Below are 21414 nucleotides of genomic sequence, written 5' to 3' on the forward strand. Positions count from 1 at the left end.
GAGGGCGGTCACCGGCTGCTTCTCATGGGGAAAGGAAACTGGGGCATCACCTCCCCACCCACACCACCTCGCACGCCGACGCATTCCTCTGCGAGAGGCTGGCGATGCCGAACACACCCACCCAAGTCGTAGAACTCCTCGTCCGAGACCAGGCCCAGGATGCCTGAGAACACCTCACGCATCTCCTCGACCTCGGCCTCGGTCAGGGGGCGGACCGCCTCGCGATTCCTCAGCCTGCTGCTGGCCTCGATGTGCTCACCAAACCGGAGTTGCCAGCCGATCTGGTGGAGATGGCCGATGACATCGATCAGCGATTCCCGATCGGAGACGCCCGTGTCTCCGTGTGGCGTGCAGGCCGGTAACGGGCGCGATTTGCCGTCTGAGGTTCTGATCTGGCCGATGATGCGGAGGCCAGGTGCCGTCCGGGTCGTATGCCGGTGGCACCGACCTGCACTGCGGGCGTCCGGCGAGTCGCCGCTGTCGCGGATGGATCCCCGGCAGAGCGGGCTGCGGTCGATCACCGCGCTGGATCCGTAGGCGTCACTGTTAGATATCAGCCTGGGATACACCCTTCGGGCCGGTCTTGGGAGCGGCATGTGTTGCGGTTTCACCCACCCCTGCCATACTCTCCGGCATGATGGCGTCACTCATCGCCGTAGGTGGTGCGATCATCGCGGCGGTCATCGGGGCGTGGGCTGTCTTGTACGCGCGCCGACCGCGACGGGCGAATGTGGAAGCGGTCGACGCCATGTCTGTGGATGTCGGGCGCCGGCATGATCTCGATGTCGTGCGCCGGCACGACGAGGACGCCAGGGCCCTGGCGGCCGAGCTCCTAGCCGCTCGCGAGCAGGCCGCCCGCGAGCAGGCCGCCGCCCACCCGGCGCCGCACGCCCAGCCTGCAAGGGCCACGTCGTCCTCGGGCGAAGGCCCGCGGGTGGAGCCGGTCGACATCTCGGTGCCGGAGCGCCAGTCCAGATGGATGGACCCCCCGGTTGTTGACCTGAAGCTGCTCAACCGTGGCGGCGAGTCCGCAGTGCTTACAAAGATGGTGGTGGAAGTGTTGTGGGCACGCCGGATCACAGCCTTCGGCGACCTGCTGCCCTACGTGGACACCTCAGGGGGTGTGTGGCTGCCCCCGTCAGCGACCTACGACGTCGAGCTTCCGGTGCCGGAGAAAGCCCACGGAGCCCGGGTCACCGTCGGCATCTCCCAGGTGATCGGGCCAGGCGAGGCCGACCGCTTCCAGGTCCGGGTGAATACCGAGATCCCGCCGGGCAGCGGCTATCTCCACGAAACTCCCGGCGCGACCTCGCTGTACTTGCTGCGCCTGCACGTGGTCTACAACGCCGACAGCCGGCAGGTGCCGTTTCGCCCACTTGCCGTGGCCTGCCCAGGCAATCTCCTGCAGGTGCCGACCAAGGCGGCGATCGAAAAACGCATCGCCGAGTTCCGGGCCAAGGTCGCTGAGCTACGGCGGGCCATCGACCAGGAGATATCGGCACGCGGAATGCAGCCGCCCGACTGGATCGCCAAGCCCCCGCGGTCACCCCGGGACCTGCCCGCCGATCTGGCCACACTCCGCCGTGGACGCGGAGTAAACGGCAGCTTCTGGGATCCCCAGGGCGCGATCAAACGGTTCCTGGACGACGCCGAGCAGATCTGTCGTGAGATCAGCCAGCTCCCACCCGATCTGCCCGACGGGCTGGACCGAGCAGTCGCGATGGCTAGGACCACGCTCGGGCAACTACCAGCGCTGCGCAGGGCAACCTCGTAGACCCCCTCTCCCAGCCGTTACCAGTGCACTGCCAGCGCCGGCGTCATTGACCGGTTCGCAAACAACACCGACCAGACCATGGTCACCCAGGAGATCGAGTCCAGCTACTTCACCAAGGCCGTCGACGACGAGGCACACGTGCTCGTCGCCAACGGCGGCGACCGGTTCGAGGTGCACGCGCTGCCCGACGGCGTGCGCGCCACCCTCCCCCGCGCCCTCTCCGGTGACCGGGAACGGGACGCCTACTACGACGACGTCACCGAGGGGTGGACGTCGCGCGCCACGACGATCGCCCCTCGCAGCGCGGGCGACGCCACCGGCGTAGGCGCTACCCGTGCCGCCGCCGGTCCGGGTCAGGCGGTGGGGAAGAACCAGACGGTGCCCGGGTACCCGTCGCCGTTGGGCACGGCGAGGTCGTCGCGGCCGTCGCCGGTGAAGTCGGCGGCGGTCGGCACACCCGGCCGGCCCAGCACCGGCAGTTCGAGGGACTCGCCGAACGTGCCGTCACCGTTGCCAAGCAGCACGAAGACGACCGAGGAGGTGGCGAACGCCAGGTCGGCCCTGCCGTCGCCGTCGAAGTCGCCGCCCGCGACCGTTTCCGCCCAGCGCACCGGGATGGTCCGCGGCTCCGCGAACGTGCCGTCACCGTTGCCCAGCAGCAGCCAGCCGCTGTCGGCGTAGCTGCTGCCACGGGCCGCCACGATGTCCGGCCGCCCGTCTGAGTTGTAGTCGTCCACCACCACCCGGCTGGTGTCGTTGATCAGTTCGATCCGCTGCAGCGGGCCGAAGGCGCCCCCTCCCGTGCCGAGCAGGATTCCCACCCGGCCCGCGAAGTTCTCGCTGCCGACCAGGTCCACCAGACCGTCGCCGTTGAGGTCCGCCGCACGCAGGCCCTCGAAGTCGCTGTACTCCAGCGACACTGTCTGGCCCAAGGTGAGGCGTCCGCGCCCGTCGTTGAGCAGCACCTGCACCTGCGAACGGCCGGTGAGCGAGACGGCGACGTCCACGTCATGGTCGCCGTCCAGGTCCTCGGCGACCACCGCCCACGGATTGCTGGATCCGCCCAGGTCGATGTGCTGGGGCGCGCGGAAGCGGCCGTCGCCCCGGCCCAGCGCGGTGGCGACGGTGCCGCCGAGGTTGGCGGTCACCAGGTCGGCGCGTCCGTCACCGTTGACGTCGGCGATGGCCACCGACATCGGCCGGCTGCCGGTGCCCACCTCGGCCATGGTCCGGAACCCGTCCGCGCCGCGGTTGAGCAGCACCGAGACGGTACCGCCGAGTTCGTTGGCGACCGCCATGTCCGGCCGGCCGTCCCGGTCCAAGTCGCCGTGAGTGACGAAGATCGGGCCGTACCCGGCGGGCAGGTCGACCCGCGGCCCGAAGCTCGCGGTGGCGGCCGCCGCGGCGGTCGGGGTGGCCGCCGCCAGCAGGATGGCCGCCAGTGACGGCACCAGAATGGTGCGGATACGCATGGGTGTCCTCCTCGGAGATGGCGTCCGGCGGCACGGGGCCGGATCGGGCAGCAGCATCTCCGGGGAAGCGATAAGGGCGCGTTAACGGAGCATTAAGGACGGTCGCCGGGCGGCGGCTACAGCGGGCCCTCGTGCGGTCGGTCCGGCAGCATGTGTACCTGCAGGTCAAGGTCAGGTTGGATGGCTCTACCGGAGACCTCACCCATTTTCGATCTCCGACACGCCGAGACCTTCAAGCCAGCGCACACTCCCGGCCGATGACGGCGCACGGACTTCGTCATCCTCGACGAACAGCACAAGCCCGTGGCGGTGTACGACGCCAAGTACCGGCACTGGCACGCCAAACCGAAGGCCGATGAGCTTTACCAGCTGAGCACCTACGCACACCGACTCCACGTGCAGCGAGCAGCACTCCTCTACCCAGGCCACGACGGCCAGTACAGCCAAGTCACCGTCGGCGCCCTCCGGCTCGCCACGATAGGCGTGCCGGTTCTCAGCACTCGCTGCCGCCCAGACTCGCGCCGCTGAGGGGACTGTAAGACGAACGGTGTAACTCCTGATCAAGGAGCAGCACCTGATGTCTGAAGGATCGATGGCCGCCGTGGATACTTCCGCGGTGGCGAAGAATGGGCCGGGACTACCGGCGGACGGTGTCGACGCAGGCCTGGTCGCGCAGTTGGTGGAGCAGGCCCGGGCGGCCGGGTTGCAGTTGACTGGTGATGGCGGTCTGCTGCAGCAGCTCACCAAGCGGGTCCTGGAGTCAGCGCTTGAGGGTGAGATCACCGACCATCTGGGCTATGACAAGGGCGACCCGGCGGGCAAGAACGGCGGGAACTCCCGCAATGGTGTGCGGGCCAAGACTGTGCTGACCGACGTCGGCCCGGTAGAGATCGACGTGCCACGGGATCGCGACGGGAGCTTCTCGCCGCAGATCGTGCGCAAGCGTCAGCGCCGGTTGTCCGGGGTGGACGACATGGTGATTTCCCTGTCGGCCAAGGGTTTGACCACCGGGGAGATCCAGGCCCACCTGGCCGAGGTCTACGGCGCCGACGTGTCGCGGCAGACCATCTCGACGATCACCGACAAGGTCATCGACGGGATGACCGAGTGGCAGAACCGTCCCCTCGATGCGGTCTACCCAGTGATCTTCCTCGACGCGGTGCACGTGAAGATCCGGGTTCTGTCGCCGATCTTGTGAAGTCTCAGTGCGCGAGTAGGACGCGTTTGCGGAGTAGGTCGAGGCCGGCGCGGCCGAACATCTGTCGTTTGATCATTTTCAGGCGGTTGATGGTGCCTTCGACGGCGCCGGAGCTGTGCGGCAGGGTCAGGCCGTTGCGGATGGCGTCGAGGTCGCGGCGCATGTTGCGGGCGAACGCGGCCAGCGGCGCGAGGGTGTCGTGTTCGACGGCGACGATCCATTCGTCGAGGCGGTTGCCGTGGCGGCCGGTCATCATCACCGCGAACGCGCGCACGTGTTTGACCAGCCGGTTCAGGTCACGGTCGCGGTGGCGCAGGTCGCGCAGCTTGGCGGCGTCGCGAGGATCGAGGTGGTCGGGATGGGTCATGATCCACGAAGTGACCTGGCGGACGGTGGGTGGTTTCGGACCGGGGTGCGGGGCGTGACCGCGGCCGGTGCGGAAGCGGCGCAGGTAGCGCTGAACGGCGAGTTCCCCGCCGGGGTAGCCCTGTTGCTGGATCTCGCGGAACAGTTGGGTGGCGTTGCGTTCGCCGTCGTTCCAGCGCTGGTGCAGGTAGCCGGTGAACGGGTCGACCAGGTGTGAGCGTTGCTCGGTGACGGCGGTCAGGTCGGCGAGGCTGCGGGCGTTGACGAACTTGCGCACCGTGGCCTGGTGCAGCCCCAGCTTGCGGCCGATCGCCGCCTTGGACATGCCCTGCGCTGCCAGTTCCTGCACGGCGGTGTAGTGCTCACGCAGCCGGGTCACGATCTTCTTCTCCGGTAGCGGCCGCACCAACTGCGGCGGCGTGTCCTCGGGAGGCGGAGGTCCTGGCCGGGCGAGCTGGGCGCGATGGGCGTTGACTGTCTTCTCCACCGCTTGGCCCAGGTTCTGCCAGAGGTGGAACCGGTCGGCGACCTGCACCGCGTGCGGGGCGCCCTGCCGGGCGCCTTCGCCATAGCCACCGGCACGGTCGCGGCAGATGATCTCCACCTCTGGGTGCTGCGCGAGCCAGCCGGCGAGGCTGTCACCGTCACGACCGTCGAAGACCTCGACTGGGCGGCGGGTGGCCATGTCGACCAGGATGGTGCCGTAGTGGCGTCCGCGCCGGAACGCGAAGTCGTCGACACCCAGGACCGTCACCGCGGTCCCTGCCGGGTCCGGCAGGCCTTTCACCAGCCGCAACAGGGTGTCACGGCCCACGTTCACTCCGACGGCGGCAGCCAGCCGTGCGCCGGCACGCCCGGCCAACGCAAGCCCGATCCGGGTGAGCAGTTCCCGCAGCCCCTGGGTGAGACGGGCATGCGGAGCGGTCAAGCCGTCGACCTGCTCGACGAAGGTCACCGCCGGGCAACCGCGGTTGCCGCAGCGGAACCGCCGCACCCGCACCTGAAGCAGCACAGCCACCCCGGCAACCGTGAGGTCGCGCAATCGCCGCAGGTAACGGCCATGAACGCGACTCGATGACTGCCGGCAGCTACCGCACTGCGCCGTCGCTGATCGGACCCGGGCGGAGATCACAACTGCCTCGTGGCGCTGTTCAACGCCGTCGATCAGCAGGTCGGACAGGTGAGGCAGCAACTGCTCCACAAGCGAACACGCCGAACATGATCAGTGGGTGGCGCGTCGACTTGCCACGACCGTCCACATCACAAGATCGGCGACAGAGCCAAGATCCGCGATGGGAAGGTCGCCAACCGGCCCATCTACCTGGCCCTGGCCGTCACGGTCGAGGGCACCCGGGACATCCTGGGCCTGTGGGCCGGCGACGGCGGCGAAGGCGCCAAATTCTGGCTGCAGGTCCTCACCGAATTGAAGAACCGGGGCGTCGCCGACGCGTGCATGGTGGTCTGTGACGGGCTCAAAGGGCTGCCCGATGCCATCGGCGAGGTGTGGCCCGAAGCTGTCGTGCAAACCTGTGTGATCCATCTGCTGCGCGCCAGCTTCCGGTATGCCGGTCGGCAGCACTGGGATGCCATCGCCAAAGCCCTGCGCCCGGTCTACACCGCGCCCACCGAAGCCGCCGCCCGAGCTCGGTTCGCCGAGTTCGTCGAGGCCTGGGGCGACAGGTATCCGGCGATCGCCCGGTTGTGGGAGCAGGCGTGGGCGGAGTTCGTGCCGTTCCTGGCCTTCGACACCGAGATCCGCACCGTCGTCTGCAGCACGAATGCCATCGAGTCGGTCAACGCCCGCATCCGCCGGGCCGTGCGAGCCCGCGGTCACTTCCCCAACGAGGCCGCGGCGCTCAAGTGCGTCTACCTGGCGATCATGAGCCTCGACCCGACCGGGCAGGGCCGCCGGCGCTGGACCATGCGCTGGAAACCAGCCCTCAACGCCTTCGACATCGCCTTCGAAGGACGCCTGTCCGCAGGCCGAAAGTAGTCGTCAACAACCCGAGTTACACCGTTCGTTTGACAGACCCCCGCTGAGAGATCGTTTCAGTCGGGTCTGTCAAACCAACGGCATCTTTGTGCCAAGCGGCCGGCGACAGAGAGGTCTCCAACCGTGCTGTCGGGAACAACTCTCCGACCTACGGGGACGACGTTGCGACGTTTCTGGGCCGGTCAGCGCGGCGGCGTAGCCTGGAACGAGACGGGAATCAACTACCCCTGATGCGGCGAGACGACAGAAGGAGGGTGCGTGGCGGAGTTCTGGCGAAGCACCGCGCTGCCTGATCTGGAGGCCAGGCGGTCGTGCCAGCAGAACTCCTGCTACCGGCCCCATGCCCACGACTCGTTCTCCATCGGTGCGATCGACTCGGGCACCTCGGTGCTGACCGGCCCGCTCGACGGCAGGATGCGCCTGGAGCCGGGTGACGTCATCATCATCCCCGCCGGTCAGGTTCACGCCTGCAATCCCGACCAGGGCCGCTGGCTCTACCAGATGATCCACATGGATCAGGCCTGGGTAACGTCGCTCGCACCGGGCGGGGAGGCGAGCCGTCTGTTCGACGGAATCAGAGTGCTGCGTCACCCCGAACTGCACTCCATGGTCAGCGCGATCAACGACATGATCTTCACCGACGAGCCCCGTGAACCGCTTCAAGCACAGTTCGCGGTCTTGTTCACCGAACTCGAGGCTGCCGCACCAGCGCATCTCGCGACCAGTTACGCCGACCCCGAGCTGCTCACCCGTCTCGCTTCGGTCATGTATCGACTCCGCACTGACCAGTCGAACCCGGCCCTGACCGAGCTGGCTGAGTCGATCGGTATGTCGAAGTTTCAGCTCATCCGCGCGATGCGACGCGTCACCGGTCTCTCCCCGTTGGCATGGCGGCAGAACGCCCGCGTGGTCATGGCGCGTCGGTTGCTGCGCGAGGGGCGGTCGATCGCCGAAACCGCCCACGCGCTGGGGTTCACCGACCAGAGCCACTTCCACCGCGTCTTCCGGGCACACGTCGCCGCCTCACCCGGCTCCTATCGGGGCTGACTGCAAGAACGTACAAGACCACGGCGGATGCGGCCCTGGATGCTTGACGGGTTGATCGTCACGCATCGAGGGAGAGATGGAGCAGTTCCTCGCTGTCGCCGCCGCCCACTTCCTGGCCTTGTTGATTCCCGGCGTCGACTTCTTCCTCATCGCCCGCACAGCGATGACCAACGGGTGGCGAGGCGCCACCGGCGCATGCCTGGGCATCGCCACCGCGAACGGGATCTTCATCGCCGCCGCGTTCTCCGGCGTCTCGCTCATCACCCACCCGCTCCTGCTCAATGTGATCCAACTCGCCGGCGGCGGCTTCCTGATCTTCATCGGCATCGCGTTCCTCCGATCACGAGCACGAATCGACCTCGAACACGCGCCGAGCGCGCAGCGCACAACCTGGCTGAGGAACTCCGGCCTGGGCATCGCCTCCGGCCTGCTGAACCCGAAGAACGCACTCTTCTATGTCAGCCTCGCCGCCGCCGTAGGAACCGCCGCACCGTGGACGCTCACGCTCTACGGCGTGTGGATGTTCTCCATCGTCCTGGTCTGGGATGTGTTCGTCGCCGTTGTGCTCGGCTCCCGCCGTGCGCTTTCCCGCATGGATCGCATCGTGCCGTGGCTCACGAGGATCGCGGGCGGCTTCCTGACTCTGTTCGGCGCCGGCATGATCCTCTCCCTCGCCATACGGCGCCTGGGATAACTGCCAGGGCCCCGGCAGAATCGTCTGATGATGCCGAGTAGGGCCAGCGGACGGCCGCTGTCGCGGGCGTGATGCCGGTTCACGGCGGCGATAGTGGTGACGCCGGCGGTGCGGCGTGCGCCGATGGCGGCGTTGCGTAGGGCGGCGTGAGCTCCTACAACCACTTTGCTAAGCCGGGGCGGGCGGCGAGTTCCTCGATCCGCGCCTGGGGTACCCCGCCGCGCAGGTCGACCAGGAAGGCCAGGCACTCGCCGACCCGCTGGCGCGGGTTGACCACGAATTCGCCGGCGAGCTAGCCGATCCGACGGTGCAGTTCGGCGGCGTGTTCGCGAGGGTCGCGGCCGAACAGGCGGGCTCGGCCGCTCGTGGGACGGATGAGGTCCAGAAGTATCCGGATGGTGGTGGACTTCCCGGCACCGTTCGGGCCGAGGCGGCGTCTCTCCTCGAGTCCCACCGGGAACGGCGATCTGATGGCTGGTGAGCCGGATCCGGCAGCTACGCCCGGACGGCCATCCGATACTGCCGGGGGCTCACGCCGCGGCTGCGCTTGAACGCGGTACTCAACGCGAATGAGCTTCCGTAGCCGACCTGGCGGGCGACCGCGCCGACGGTGGCGTCCGGCTCGCGGAGCAGGTCGGCGGCCAGGGACAGCCGCCACTCGGTGAGGTACGACATGGGTGGTTCGCCGACCAGCGCGGTGAACCGGCGGGCGAGCGCCGCCCGGGAGACCCCGACCCGGGCGGCGAGGGAAGCCACCGTCCAGGGATGGGCAGGGCTGTTGTGGAGTAGCTGGAGGGCCTGCCCGACGACCGGGTCGCGGTACGCCCGGTACCAGCCGGGGGGCTCGGCGCCGGGTCGGGCGAACCATTCCCGTAACGCGGCGATGAGCAGCAGGTCGAGCAGCCGGTCGAGCACCGCCTCCTGGCCGGGATCGTTCTTCACGATCTCGGCTGCCAGCAGCGGAACCAGCGGGGAGTCCCAGGATTCGCCGGGTATGACGACCAGCGGCGGCAACGTGCCCAGCAGCGGTTGGCTGACCTCACCCTGCATCGTGTACGTGCCGGTGAGCAGCATCGTCGGGCCGTCCGGGCTGTTGCCCCAGGTGCGTACCCCCTGCTCCGTCATGCCGGTCAGTTCCCGCCCGTCAGGCGTGACGCAGACCTGGCCTGGACGGATGACGACCTGCGGCGGCGTGGCCGGGTCGTCGGCGACGCTGTACGGATCGGGCCCGCGTACAAGTGCCACGTCCCCCTGGTCGAGCCGTACCGGCGCGCTCGTGTCCGAGGTGATCCAGGCATGGCCCCGGACCATCGCCACCACGGTCAGCGGCGCCTGGTCCTCGATTCGCATCGACCAGGGCGGTGCGAGGACCGAGCGGAGTAGGAACGCACCGTGCGCTCGGGGTCCGTCGAGGAGACTGGCGATCGCGTCCACGTAGACGATTACACACAGAACTGCGCGCTTCAGCTATGTCGGCTCTCACGCCGCCGCACTTGAATGATCCTCATGACGAGCAACCGAGACCTGACGAACGAGCAGGGGCAGCGGACGATTCTGGTGCTGGGTGCGACCGGCAAGACCGGCCGCCGCGTCGTGGCCCGGCTGGCTGAGCATCCGGTGACCGTACGGGAAGGTTCCCGCTCCGCGGCGCAGCCTTTCGACTGGACAGACCGGACGACCTGGGCACCGGTGCTCCAGGGTGTCGACGCCGTGTACCTCTCCTACCATCCGGATCTGGCGGCACCGGGCGCGGCGGACACCGTCGGTGAGTTCACCAGGCTGGCCGTGGCGTCCGGCGTGTCCCGACTGGTGCTGCTGTCCGGCCGGGGCGAGGAGGAGGCTCAGACCAGCGAGAAGCTCGTCCAGGACGCCGGCGTCGAGTGGACGATCCTGCGGGCGAGCTGGTTCAGCCAGAACTTCAGCGAGGCCCACCTCCTCGACCCGGTACGAGACGGCGAGGTCGTGCTGCCGGTCGGGGACGTGCCCGAGCCGTTCGTGGACGCCGACGACATCGCCGAGGTGGCCGTGGCGGCGCTGATCGGGGACGGGCACGCGGGGCAGCTCTACGAACTCACCGGGCCCCGGCTGCTCACCTTTGCCGAAGCGGTCGCCGAGATCTCCACGGCGACCGGCCGGAGGATCGACTACGTCCAGGTGTCCCCCGAGGAGTACGTTGCCGCGCTCACCGCCGAAGGCCTCCCGCAGAACGTCGTCGACCTGCTGATGTACCTGTTCACGACCGTGTTGGACGGGCGCAACGCGCACCTCGCCGACGGGGTGCATCGCGCGCTGGGCCGACCGCCCCGGGACTTCGCCGAGTACGCCGCCCGTACTGCCGCCACCGGCATCTGGAACCAGAGGTAAGAACCCGAATGAAGCTGGCCCAACACGTGTTGCTGATCGCCGCGACCGTCACCACCGGGCTGATGGCCGGCCTCTTCGCAGCCTTCGCCTACGCAGTCATGCCCGCGCTGCGCGGGGCCGACGACAAGACGTTCGTCGACGTCATGCAACGGATCAACGTGACCATCCTCAACGGCTGGTTCTTGTCGAGCTTCCTCGGCGCCCTGGCGCTCCTCGCCCTGTCGGCGTTGCTCGCCTGGCGCGGTGTGGGGCGGCCGGCACTACCGTGGATTATCTGCGGCCTCGCGCTGTACCTGGTGACACTCCTGATCACCAGCGCCGCCAACGTCCCACTCAACGACCAACTGGCGGCGGCCGGTGATCCCAGCGGCATCACCGATCTGGCCACCGTTCGTGAACGCTTCGAATCCGCCTGGGTCACCTGGAACATCGTCCGCGCGCTGGCCAACACGGCCGCGCTCGGTTGCCTCGCCTGGGCGCTGATCGTCCAGGGCCGAACCGCGGGCTGAATCGACGGTCGAGCGCTTCACGGTCGTGGACGATTGCGCCGTGGGGCGCACCTCGGGTGTCTCTGTGTGACCGATGCCGTCTCCGGTGTCGGCAGGTCATGAGTAGTTGGCAAGCAGGTGGAGGGCCGCTACCTCAGTCACCGAGGCAGCGGCCCTCCGGCGCTTGGGGGCACGCCGCCACGCCGCTGTCCGGCATCGCCTGGAGCAGTCCTCCTTGTCGGGCCTACAGTCGTCGGAGTTTCGTCTCCGTCACAGTGGTGCACCAACTGCACTCCCCCGCCAGTGAAGATGTCGGTCCACGAACTGACCCACGGGCGGCTGGCCTGCCATGCCGCCGTATGACCGCCACCATGAAACGGCTCCGTGATCGCCCTCAACACGCTCGGGCCCAGCCGCGGCGCCGGTCGTCGACGTAGCCGAGCGCGCCGAGCCCTATGCGCAAGAGCAACACGCCGCCGCCGGACCCGCCCACCGCGACGAGCACGGCGGGCCAGCCCAGCCCCTGCCCGGCCAACACGATGGCGAGGACGGTCGTACCGACAGGCCCAGATACACCCAGGACGCTGAACCCCGCACCGACGATCAGCCAGCACGCCGTTACACGGTCAGTCCGGGTTTCCTGCCCACGCCTCCAGTTGCGCCCAGTCCTGGGCAGCCTCGTGATGGGTAAAGAGCCCAGCGAGTCCGAGGCGGTGGAGCACGGCCGCCAGCACGGCCCCGCCGACCACGGTGAATGCAGCCGCCCACCACTCCCCTGCACTGCAAGCAGGCCAGCGACGGCCACCGCTCCGACGCCCAGGACCGGTCCGCCGACGAATGCCCCGACCATCACCAGGCGCAGCAGCCGCAGCAGGTGACTGCCAGCGGATCTTGAGACAGCGCCGGCGCCATCAGTGGGGCGGCGGCCAAGAGCATGCCGTCCCCGGTGACCGAGACGCCGGTTGAGGCAAGCAGAAGACCCAAGCCTCGCTTTGGTGACGCCTCGACCGGGCGCTCGGTCATCGCAGACATACGACCAACCTTCAGCGCTTCAGTTCATCGAGCGTGAACTCGCCAAGGGCGGCACCTCCCAGGAACGCAGACCACTCCCACTCGGTGAAGGTCAGCATCGGGCACCCGACTGCTTCGTGTCCCGTACGCCGATCACACCATCGGCATACGCGACCTCAACGCGCTGGCGGCCACTGAGCGGGGAGATATCTGGCCGTAGATGACTACTCGGAGCTGATCCGCACCGATGCCGTGCCCTGCACCCGGCCGAGCTATAACGACGTGATGGGAACAACGCCGACCCTTGTCGTCATCAGCGGACCGTCGGGAGCTGGCAAGACGACACTCGCCCATCTGCTCGCCCGGCGAATCGGTTGCCCGGCGATCTGCCGGGACGAGATCAAGGAGGGCATGGTCCACGCGGCCGGCGACGTCATTGCCGCACCGGGCGACGAGCTGAGCATTCGGACCCTGCCCACGTTCTTCAAGGTGCTTCAACTGCTGCTGACCGCAGGCGTCACCACCGTCGCCGAAGCGGCCTTCCAGGACCGCCTGTGGCGTCCCGGCCTGCAGCCGTTGATCGAGATCGCGGACGTTCGGGTGGTGCACTGCGGGGCGACCGCGCGGACGGCCTTCGACCGCATCCGGCGGCGGCAGCATGAGAACGCGACCCGGCGCGCCCACGCCGACGCATACCTCGGCGACCATCAGACCCATGCCGTCGGCCACCACGGCTTCCAGCCCGTCCGGCTCGACGTGCCCACGATCGAGGTGGACACCAACGACGGCTACCGCCCCGGACTCGACGAGATCGTTGCCTTCGTGAACGCCGGACGATCAGCTACCCGCGGTCACCTTCCATAGTTTCGGAACCGGCCGTCCACGGGGAAATCCAGCTGGCCGCCGACAGGCTGGAGGGGGCTACTGATGTCGACCTGATTGGCGTCGCCGACCCTTCTGGGCTGTATTACGGGGGTGCCGTGAACCGCGCGTGTAGCCGCTGACCGCCAGATGCTGCTGCGTCCCAGCGACGCCCGTAACCGGTGATCAGGTGGCACGGTTCATTTCGAGGTGGTGCATGCGGACCCGGAAGAGCGGCAGCCGACGTACTACTGACAGCCATTTTCATCGTGCGTAGCGGTTGGCTTCGACGTGGTGCAGGACGAGGATGGCTTGGACGATCGCGGTGGCTCGGTGTGGGCAGCAGCGCAGCTTGATCAGGATCTTCCAGGTCTTGAGGGTGGCGATCGCGCGTTCGCCGCGGGCGCGGATCTTCGCGTCTTGTCCGGGACGCCTGCGGACTGAACATCGTCGATCACACCGATGACCGGTACCGCCTCAACCCCACTCAGGTTCAGGTCGACCTGTGGCGCCTCCACGAGGCGATCCAGCACGCCGCCACCGCCGTCACCAACACCACGATCGCGTGGCATGCCGGCAGCTGGTGTTCCAGAAGTTGACGCCGGAACGCCAGGCATCAGCCAGGGGTGCGAGGTGGTCAATGTCGACGTCCGAGGCGCCGGTCCAGCTGGCTCCGTCGCAGGGCTATACGGGCCGCGAGACGCACCGGACGTTACGATTTTGGGGACTCAACTCAGTCGACTGCGAGGCAACAAGGTGAGCGAGCAGACAACGAAAGTGAACAAAACTGAGGTAGTTGATCTTTAAAGGCCCAGATCAGGAAGTCTGCTCCCCGCGCACGCGGGGGTGATCCTCGTGAGCTGCTGCCCCTCGTAGATCACGATCACTGCTCCCCGCGCACGCGGGGGTGATCCCTGGTCAATCTCCGCGTCCGTCATCGGCCGGACCTGCTCCCCGCGCACGCGGGGGTGATCCGTTCCTCGCGTTGCTACAGGAGTGCGTCGACGTCTGCTCCCCGCGCACGCGGGGGTGATCCCCTGCACCGCGTCGTGTTGCAGCGGTATTCGGACTGCTCCCCGCGCACGCGGGGGTGATCCGCATGCCGCCGGCGCGCGTGACCGTGCCGCCGTCCTGCTCCCCGCGCACGCGGGGGTGATCCCGCCTCGATCTCCGACGGCCACAGGTTGAACCCCTGCTCCCCGCGCACGCGGGGGTGATCCGTCACCGTCCACGGCAAGGGCGACAAGGTCCGCCTGCTCCCCGCGCACGCGGGGGTGATCCCTCCTCTAGGTTGCGGTCTTCACTGGTTGCTTCCTGCTCCCCGCGCACGCGGGGGTGATCCGGACCCGGTGGCGGTGTGGACGAAGGCGGCGACGCTGCTCCCCGCGCACGCGGGGGTGATCCGGTGGCGAGGATGTCGTCGGCGTCCGCCTCCAACTGCTCCCCGCGCACGCGGGGGTGATCCCTGCCTGGCCTGCGCCGCCTGCGTCGACAGCTCCTGCTCCCCGCGCACGCGGGGGTGATCCCGACAGCCAGGCGTACACGCTGGGCACGGTCATCTGCTCCCCGCGCACGCGGGGGTGATCCGGCGACCCTCTCGTCGCAGGTCACCCGGACCCTCTGCTCCCCGCGCACGCGGGGGTGATCCCAGCAGCAGCCGGCCCGAGGCGAGCAGCTCGTGCTGCTCCCCGCGCACGCGGGGGTGATCCCGGGGCGTTGATCGGCCAGGTCGTGTCGGTTCACTGCTCCCCGCGCACGCGGGGGGTGATCCGGGCAACCGGGTTGCGCAGAACCCGCCGGGTGTCCTGCTCCCCGCGCACGCGGGGGTGATCCCCCGGCGGCCGGCACCGTGTCCCCGATCCTGCTCTGCTCCCCGCGCACGCGGGGGTGATCCGGTGACCCGCTCGTCGCCGAGATCCCACGTGTGCTGCTCCCCGCGCACGCGGGGGTGATCCCTCGCCGTCACTGTCGAAGTCGGTGGTGTCCTCCTGCTCCCCGCGCACGCGGGGGTGATCCGCTCCATCACCGCGCGCCGGTCGATCACCGTCACTGCTCCCCGCGCACGCGGGGGTGATCCCTGCCTTCATTTCCGTCCGCAAAACCCGTACTTCTGCTCCCCGCGCACGCGGGGGTGATCCGTGGCCCGGAAGGCCGCCGACACGGCTCCGGTCCTGCTCCCCGCGCACGCGGGGGTGATCCTCCTCAGCGTCAAAGAACAACGGCAAAAACAGGCTGCTCCCCGCGCACGCGGGGGTGATCCGCCTCCGGCCCGCCGGGATCCAACCCGGAGGGGCTGCTCCCCGCGCACGCGGGGGTGATCCCCGGCCGACCAGCGGGCCGGACAGCCGGCCGGCCTGCTCCCCGCGCACGCGGGGGTGATCCCTGGACGGTCTGGAGCCACGAGAACGGGGCGTCCTGCTCCCCGCGCACGCGGGGGTGATCCCGACGCAGCGATCACGTTCTATTGGGCGGACGGCTGCTCCCCGCGCACGCGGGGGTGATCCGTTGGCACTCCCGTCGAATGTCGTACGCGCGGCCTGCTCCCCGCGCACGCGGGGGTGATCCGCCGAGTGGGCGGATCGGAGGCGCGCACAGCGGCTGCTCCCCGCGCACGCGGGGGTGATCCCCCGAACTCAGCGGCGATCCCGCCAAGCTCGATCTGCTCCCCGCGCACGCGGGGGTGATCCTCATCGCGAGCGAGTGCAGGTTGTGGGGGAGCTGCTCCCCGCGCACGCGGGGGTGATCCCGGTGAGAGCGAGGTGACCTCGTGAAGATCGACCTGCTCCCCGCGCACGCGGGGGTGATCCCGTAGGCTTTCCCGTCGGCCGGAGAAACATAGACTGCTCCCCGCGCACGCGGGGGTGATCCGTCGTACAGCACCCAGGCGACCGGCCCGGACGGCTGCTCCCCGCGCACGCGGGGGTGATCCCGACACCAACAACAAGCCGATGCTCGGCCCCATCTGCTCCCCGCGCACGCGGGGGTGATCCCCGGGTGGGTAGGCGCTGTCCGGGAGAGGCGGCCTGCTCCCCGCGCACGCGGGGGTGATCCGTCGAGGGTCGACTGCCACGGGGCGGTGAAGCGCTGCTCCCCGCGCACGCGGGGGTGATCCCTCGGCGAGCGCGATGCACAAGTGCAGCAGCGCCTGCTCCCCGCGCACGCGGGGGTGATCCGGCCGCCGCGCTGAGCGACACGTACGTCTCGCCCTGCTCCCCGCGCACGCGGGGGTGATCCGGTTCCGACGCGGTTGACCGTGCCGCCGGGGTACTGCTCCCCGCGCACGCGGGGGTGATCCGGAGTGAGTGAGATGCCCGCAGCCGCAGGCGCCCTGCTCCCCGCGCACGCGGGGGTGATCCTTCACCCCGGGGGTAGCCCCAGGCTGCGTAGAACCTGCTCCCCGCGCACGCGGGGGTGATCCCACGGCGGCCGCGACCATCGCGGCGCCGAGCAGCTGCTCCCCGCGCACGCGGGGGTGATCCCGAACGCCAGGAAATCCCAGTCGAGGCTCCCGGCTGCTCCCCGCGCACGCGGGGGTGATCCCCGACGAGATCGCCTACTACGGGCAGCTGGTGGCTGCTCCCCGCGCACGCGGGGGTGATCCCGGTGTCTACGACATCGGCAAGGTGCAGGTGACCTGCTCCCCGCGCACGCGGGGGTGATCCGCGCGAGAGCAGCACTTGGCGCCTGTCGGAAGGCTGCTCCCCGCGCACGCGGGGGTGATCCGTCGAGCGCCGGCCCGGCCGGCAGCTGCCCGTCCTGCTCCCCGCGCACGCGGGGGTGATCCCAGGTCGCCGGTGTCCAGCTCGTCGACCCGTACCTGCTCCCCGCGCACGCGGGGGTGATCCGTTGCCGGCGATGCGCCGCTGCACGCCGACCGTCTGCTCCCCGCGCACGCGGGGGTGATCCCCGGTCGGAGTACGCCTTGACGTGCAGGTTCTCCTGCTCCCCGCGCACGCGGGGGTGATCCACGTTCCCGTTCCGCACAATGCCGACGCTGACACTGCTCCCCGCGCACGCGGGGGTGATCCCCGGTACAACGTCAGCCAGCCGACCGCGTCGAACTGCTCCCCGCGCACGCGGGGGTGATCCCCAACTGCGCCCACTTGCGGATCAACGCCGGATCTGCTCCCCGCGCACGCGGGGGTGATCCCCGGATCAGGAGTTCCCGCACGGCCTGACGTACCTGCTCCCCGCGCACGCGGGGGTGATCCGTCGTGAGCGACAACGAGCAGGAGATACCCGAGCTGCTCCCCGCGCACGCGGGGGTGATCCCGGCTCGGCGGTGTACTCCATGTCGTGTGTCCTCTGCTCCCCGCGCACGCGGGGGTGATCCCAGGCCCTTCACCGCCTTCTTCGTGGCCATCAGCTGCTCCCCGCGCACGCGGGGGTGATCCCGGGCCGGCCTCCGTGGACAGCTCCACCGACGTCTGCTCCCCGCGCACGCGGGGGTGATCCCGATGTGCACCCGCTCGATCGTTCCGGTCGAAACTGCTCCCCGCGCACGCGGGGGTGATCCGTCAGCTCCGCCGACCTGGCGGCCCATGAGGACCTGCTCCCCGCGCACGCGGGGGTGATCCCAGCAAGGCCAAGCTGACCAACTCGGAGCGGGCCTGCTCCCCGCGCACGCGGGGGTGATCCCGGATGGCGGCCGCCGGCGATCAGGATCGCGCGCTGCTCCCCGCGCGCGCGGGGGTGATCCGTAACGCCCCCGGACGCACTGCGCCCCTCCCTGCTGCTCCCCGCGCACGCGGGGGTGATCCCACGGGGACGCTGAGCGCGTACGCCCGTCAGGCCTGCTCCCCGCGCACGCGGGGGTGATCCTGCCCATCGCCGGGCGAGCCGACGCCACCGGGCCTGCTCCCCGCGCACGCGGGGGTGATCCCTGCTCGGCCATCCGCCGGCGCAAGTCCTCTTCCTGCTCCCCGCGCACGCGGGGGTGATCCCCGGACCCCGTTGGTGTCGTCGCCGTTGATCTTCTGCTCCCCGCGCACGCGGGGGTGATCCTCAACCGGTGCAGAACACCATGTGAACTAACCTCTGCTCCCCGCGCACGCGGGGGTGATCCCGCCTGCACCCGGCCCGGGTCGCGCGGGGTGTCCTGCTCCCCGCGCACGCGGGGGTGATCCTGAGACCCGCATCTAGCGCCTTCCTGCGCACGGCTGCTCCCCGCGCACGCGGGGGTGATCCCGGTCACCTGCACCTCGCTCGGGTGCTCCTCCTCTGCTCCCTGCGCACGCGGGGGTGATCCCAGGGCGGCGTGCCCGAACACTCGGCCGTCGTCCTGCTCCCCGCGCGCGGGGTGATCCCCCGTCGGCCAGCCGGCGCTCGGCGCGGGCGCCCTGCTCCCCGCGCACGCGGGGGTGATCCCGGCGACCGCATGAACGGCCCCCTGATCCTCGCCTGCTCCTCGCGCACGAGGGGGTGATCCGGTCGCGCCGGACCGGGACGCGTCGACCACCAGCTGCTCCCCGCGCACGCGGGAATGATCCGCGGAAGCCTCCCACGCTCGACGTGGGCGGCATCTGCTCCCCGCGCACGCGGGGGTGATCCGTCTTCTGCTCGTCGGTCAGCTTGACGGCCGACTGCTCCCCGCGCACGCGGGGGTAACCCCGGGTGGATCCATCCACGACCCGCTGCCCGAGTGCTCCACGCGCACGCGAGGGTGATCCGTGGGCGCGGACGTACGGGCCTTACATCCAATTGCCGCTTGCGCCCGCCGTCCCATCAACACATCCAAATGATCTAGGAGGTGTTGCGACAACTACTGGATCCCGCGCGACGCTACGAGGGTCCGTTTTCAGCCGTCGTAGACAGACCGCTCCCCGCGCACGCGGGGAATCCGCTCGACGAGGAGCGAGAGCTGCGCCGTTAACTGGGTGCGAGGGCCCGATCGACGTCGAGGAACTCATGCTGCTCCCCGCGCATGCGGTGATGATCCCTCACCTTCTACTGCTCCGTCAGCGCGGTTTCCTGCTCCCCGTGCGGCGGTGATCCGTTATTCCGCCTCGTTTAGTGCCGGTGGCCGAGCGTTGGTCCCCGCGCGCACGGGGTGATCCGTAGTCCAGCCGCCGCGGATCCTCGGTCCGTCTCCTCCGCACCCCGGGAGGTAGTCCGGCGGTCGAATCAACCGCGGTTTAAGTGCTCTATCTCGGCTAAGTGGGCCGCCCACGGCGCCCAAATCGGCGTCGCTTGGCCGCCTTGCTCCACCCTGCCGGCAGTGCCGGGTTAACGGATGATCCGCTTGGTCGGCGGATTAGCGTTACGCCGTCCAGGTCTACTGGGATCCAGTGGTGGTCGTGCACGAGGAATGAGAGGCGCTGCTCTCCTCGTACCTGGAATACCATTAGGGCACGGCCTGCGCCTGCCATGTCGACGACGCGTGCCCACAACCTGTCACGTACGCGGGTGCTGATATGTCCGACGTAGACGCCGGCGGATATCTCCAGAAGCCACTGGGTGAGGTGGCCGCGTAGCCCGGGTGGGCACGCGGTCAGAATGATGACGGTCATCAGAAGTCCACGTCACCTACGTCGGCATAGTTTCGCCCAGCTGCCAGTTCAATCCCGGTTTCGTCCCAGAGACGGAGGCTGTCGTCGTCCTCGATGTCGCCGCCGTTCTGCGGTTGGAGTAGCAGCATGCGGATATCACGGACGCAGCGTGCGAGGATGGCGCCATCGTGTACGCGGTCGCGTACCGCGCGGCGGGTGTCGGTGCTGATGTCGCTTGAGCCAGCTGCCACTACGTCGAAGGCGACGGGGATGGTTATCTCGGCCTTGTATAGGTCGGCGATGTCGTAGACGAAGGCGCGTTCGTGTCCGGTGTGGATGAAGCCGAGGCCTGGGGCGGTGCCGAGTGCGACGATGACGGCGTGCACGATCCCGTACAGACATGTGTGCGCGGCGGACAGTGCCTGGTTGATGGGGTCACCACTGGCGAAGTCGGCCCGGTCGTAGTCACGGTAGCGCCAGGCGACGCCGGTTCGCTCGGCGTGTTCCCGGTACGTCCGGCGGACCCGTGCGCCCTCTTTGCCGCGTAGCTGTTGCATGGTGAGGTTTCTGGTGTCCTCGCCTGGAAAGCGCATCGCGTACATGGTGCGGGCGACTGCCAGTCTCCGATTGCGGTGGCTGACTGCTTCGGCCTGGGCTATGAGCAGTCGGCTGGACGCCGCGAGTGAGCGGCCGTGGGCGTAGTAGCGGATGCCCCGCTCGCCGACCCAGACGGCGGTGGCGCCGTGGTCGGCGAGCAGGGCGATGGCCTGGTGGGTGATGCTGGTGCCGGGTCCGAGGAGCAGTACACCGACCGACGCGGCGGGGATGTGTGTGACGCCTTGGTCGTCGGTGGCGGTGATGGCGTTGCTGTCTCGGTGGATGATGCTGCGTTCGAGGTAGAGGAAGCTGATTCGGTCTTCGGCGCGGGCGAGGTCGGCGAGTTCGGCTGGGGGTATGCCTGGCACTTTCATTTGTCTGCCTCTGTTGGGCTTGGTGGGGCGAGGGTGAGCAGGCCGCAGCCGTACGCTTTGGCGTGCCCGATTCCATTGGTTAGGGCACGGCGCAAGGCGTCTGCATTGTTGACCTGTAGGAGCCCGTCGTAGGTCACGGTGGTGAGGGTGACGGCGTCCATGCCTCGCTTGAAGGTTTGCGTCTGGCGTCGGTGCAGCCGTAGGTTCGGGCGGCCGTCGCGCTGGGTTGCCAACTCGAAGCCGTGCCGGGCGGCGCGGCTGGACAGCCACGCGACCTGATGTTCCTCCTGTAGGTACGCGAAGCGCTGGGTTTCCTTCGCGTCGGCGGTCTTGCGGCCGCTGTGGGTGGGGTTGGCGGTGAGCCGGAACGCCCAGCGTTGGCCGGGGCGCAGCGACTCGAGGAGCGCGTCGTAGTGTCGGGTCACCCAGGGCTCACCGTCGGCTGTGGGCCAGCCGGCCTGCTCGACCAGATGGGTGAGGTCGGGCCGGCCCGGGCTGACGATGTAGAGGTAAACGGTGGCAGGCGCCGGGGTGTCGAGTCGCCACAGCGTTCGGGCGTCGGGGCCCTCGTACTCTTCTGGGGTGCGGAAGGCGGCGCGCACGCCGGCATGCATGGCCTGCGGTGAGGAGAGTAGCTTCCGCGCGCCGCGGCGGGCGGGGTTGACCGGGAAGCGTGTGAGGAACATG

The 21414-nt window shown here is 69.1% G+C and carries 16 protein-coding genes, 3 pseudogenes and 1 CRISPR repeat array; of the genes and pseudogenes, 9 read left to right on the forward strand and 10 right to left on the reverse strand.

The genetic code is table 11. The features are described 5' to 3' along the window. Positions 1-8: 8 nt before the first annotated feature. Positions 9-521 carry a hypothetical protein gene (locus OG994_RS11760; RefSeq protein WP_328853209.1) on the reverse strand — a complete coding sequence of 171 codons (513 nt, stop codon included), beginning with the start codon at positions 519-521 and terminating at the stop codon, positions 9-11. Between the two features lie 113 nt (positions 522-634). Between OG994_RS11760 and OG994_RS11765 the strand changes: the two genes are divergently transcribed. Beyond that, complete coding sequence (locus OG994_RS11765; RefSeq protein ID WP_328853210.1) at positions 635-1774, forward strand: hypothetical protein; 1140 nt, start codon at positions 635-637, stop codon at positions 1772-1774. Between the two features lie 353 nt (positions 1775-2127). Here OG994_RS11765 and OG994_RS11775 read toward each other — a convergent pair whose 3' ends face one another. Beyond that, the gene (locus tag OG994_RS11775) at positions 2128-3246 is read right to left on the reverse strand and encodes an FG-GAP repeat domain-containing protein (RefSeq protein ID WP_328853211.1); all 1119 of its coding nucleotides are present in this window, start codon (positions 3244-3246) and stop codon (positions 2128-2130) included. Between the two features lie 309 nt (positions 3247-3555). Here OG994_RS11775 and OG994_RS31565 point away from each other — a divergent pair, with 309 nt between their 5' ends. Further along, positions 3556-3774 (forward strand): hypothetical protein, encoded by a 219-nt coding sequence (locus tag OG994_RS31565; protein WP_407942604.1) that lies wholly within the window; start codon positions 3556-3558, stop codon positions 3772-3774. Between the two features lie 64 nt (positions 3775-3838). Continuing rightward, a pseudogene (locus OG994_RS11785) lies at positions 3839-4423 on the forward strand (transposase); the annotation flags it as partial. Between the two features lie 25 nt (positions 4424-4448). On the opposite strand, the gene OG994_RS11790 reads toward OG994_RS11785, so the two are convergent. After that, positions 4449-6011: an ISL3 family transposase gene (locus tag OG994_RS11790; RefSeq protein ID WP_204985350.1), complete on the reverse strand. Its 1563-nt coding sequence runs from the start codon at positions 6009-6011 to the stop codon at positions 4449-4451. 81 nt (positions 6012-6092) lie between these two features. On the opposite strand from OG994_RS11790, the pseudogene OG994_RS11795 reads away from it, so the two are divergent. From OG994_RS11795 to OG994_RS11805, 3 genes and pseudogenes are all read left to right on the forward strand, one after another. After that, positions 6093-6803: pseudogene (locus tag OG994_RS11795) on the forward strand (IS256 family transposase); the annotation flags it as partial. Between the two features lie 258 nt (positions 6804-7061). Further along, the gene (locus OG994_RS11800) at positions 7062-7850 is read left to right on the forward strand and encodes a helix-turn-helix transcriptional regulator (RefSeq protein WP_328853213.1); all 789 of its coding nucleotides are present in this window, start codon (positions 7062-7064) and stop codon (positions 7848-7850) included. A gap of 76 nt (positions 7851-7926) precedes the next feature. Further along, complete coding sequence (locus OG994_RS11805) at positions 7927-8544, forward strand: LysE family translocator (protein ID WP_328853214.1); 618 nt, start codon at positions 7927-7929, stop codon at positions 8542-8544. A 154-nt stretch (positions 8545-8698) separates the two neighbouring features. Here OG994_RS11805 and OG994_RS11810 read toward each other — a convergent pair whose 3' ends face one another. From OG994_RS11810 to OG994_RS11820, 3 genes are read right to left on the reverse strand one after another with little or no spacing between them, the layout of a single operon-like run. Next, entirely contained in the window at positions 8699-8821 is a 123-nt protein-coding gene (locus tag OG994_RS11810; RefSeq protein ID WP_328853215.1) for a hypothetical protein, read from the reverse strand. Between the two features lie 15 nt (positions 8822-8836). Further along, entirely contained in the window at positions 8837-8998 is a 162-nt protein-coding gene (locus tag OG994_RS11815) for an ATP-binding cassette domain-containing protein (RefSeq protein ID WP_407942581.1), read from the reverse strand. A gap of 41 nt (positions 8999-9039) precedes the next feature. Beyond that, on the reverse strand, positions 9040-9978 hold the full coding sequence (locus OG994_RS11820) for an AraC family transcriptional regulator (RefSeq protein ID WP_328853216.1): 939 nt from the start codon (positions 9976-9978) through the stop codon (positions 9040-9042). 90 nt (positions 9979-10068) lie between these two features. Here OG994_RS11820 and OG994_RS11825 point away from each other — a divergent pair, with 90 nt between their 5' ends. The 3 genes from OG994_RS11825 (at position 10069) to OG994_RS11835 (ending at position 13271) form a co-directional block, all read left to right on the forward strand. Beyond that, positions 10069-10908 carry an NmrA family NAD(P)-binding protein gene (locus OG994_RS11825; protein ID WP_328853704.1) on the forward strand — a complete coding sequence of 280 codons (840 nt, stop codon included), beginning with the start codon at positions 10069-10071 and terminating at the stop codon, positions 10906-10908. Positions 10909-10916: 8 nt separating this feature from the next. Next, positions 10917-11417, forward strand: a complete 501-nt coding sequence (locus OG994_RS11830; RefSeq protein WP_328853217.1) for an anthrone oxygenase family protein — start codon at positions 10917-10919, stop codon at positions 11415-11417. 1242 nt (positions 11418-12659) lie between these two features. After that, positions 12660-13271, forward strand: a complete 612-nt coding sequence (locus OG994_RS11835; protein ID WP_328853218.1) for an AAA family ATPase — start codon at positions 12660-12662, stop codon at positions 13269-13271. A 261-nt stretch (positions 13272-13532) separates the two neighbouring features. On the opposite strand, the pseudogene OG994_RS11840 reads toward OG994_RS11835, so the two are convergent. The 4 genes and pseudogenes from OG994_RS11840 to cas6e all read right to left on the reverse strand — a co-directional run. Continuing rightward, positions 13533-13685, reverse strand: a pseudogene (locus OG994_RS11840) (IS5/IS1182 family transposase); the annotation flags it as partial. A gap of 408 nt (positions 13686-14093) precedes the next feature. Further along, a CRISPR array of direct repeats spans positions 14094-18517; the repeat unit is 28 nt; unit sequence CTGCTCCCCGCGCACGCGGGGGTGATCC. 903 nt (positions 18518-19420) lie between these two features. Further along, complete coding sequence (gene cas2e / locus OG994_RS11845; RefSeq protein WP_328853219.1) at positions 19421-19777, reverse strand: type I-E CRISPR-associated endoribonuclease Cas2e; 357 nt, start codon at positions 19775-19777, stop codon at positions 19421-19423. Beyond that, on the reverse strand, positions 19777-20727 hold the full coding sequence (gene cas1e, locus OG994_RS11850; RefSeq protein ID WP_328853221.1) for a type I-E CRISPR-associated endonuclease Cas1e: 951 nt from the start codon (positions 20725-20727) through the stop codon (positions 19777-19779). The genes cas2e and cas1e overlap by 1 nt, the downstream gene beginning before the upstream one ends. Continuing rightward, positions 20724-21413 (reverse strand): type I-E CRISPR-associated protein Cas6/Cse3/CasE, encoded by a 690-nt coding sequence (gene cas6e / locus OG994_RS11855; protein WP_328853222.1) that lies wholly within the window; start codon positions 21411-21413, stop codon positions 20724-20726. The genes cas1e and cas6e overlap by 4 nt, the downstream gene beginning before the upstream one ends. Position 21414: the final 1 nt, after the last annotated feature.

It is taken from the genome of Micromonospora globbae, from assembly GCF_036184225.1.
Taxonomy (GTDB): Bacteria; Actinomycetota; Actinomycetes; order Mycobacteriales; family Micromonosporaceae; genus Micromonospora; species Micromonospora globbae.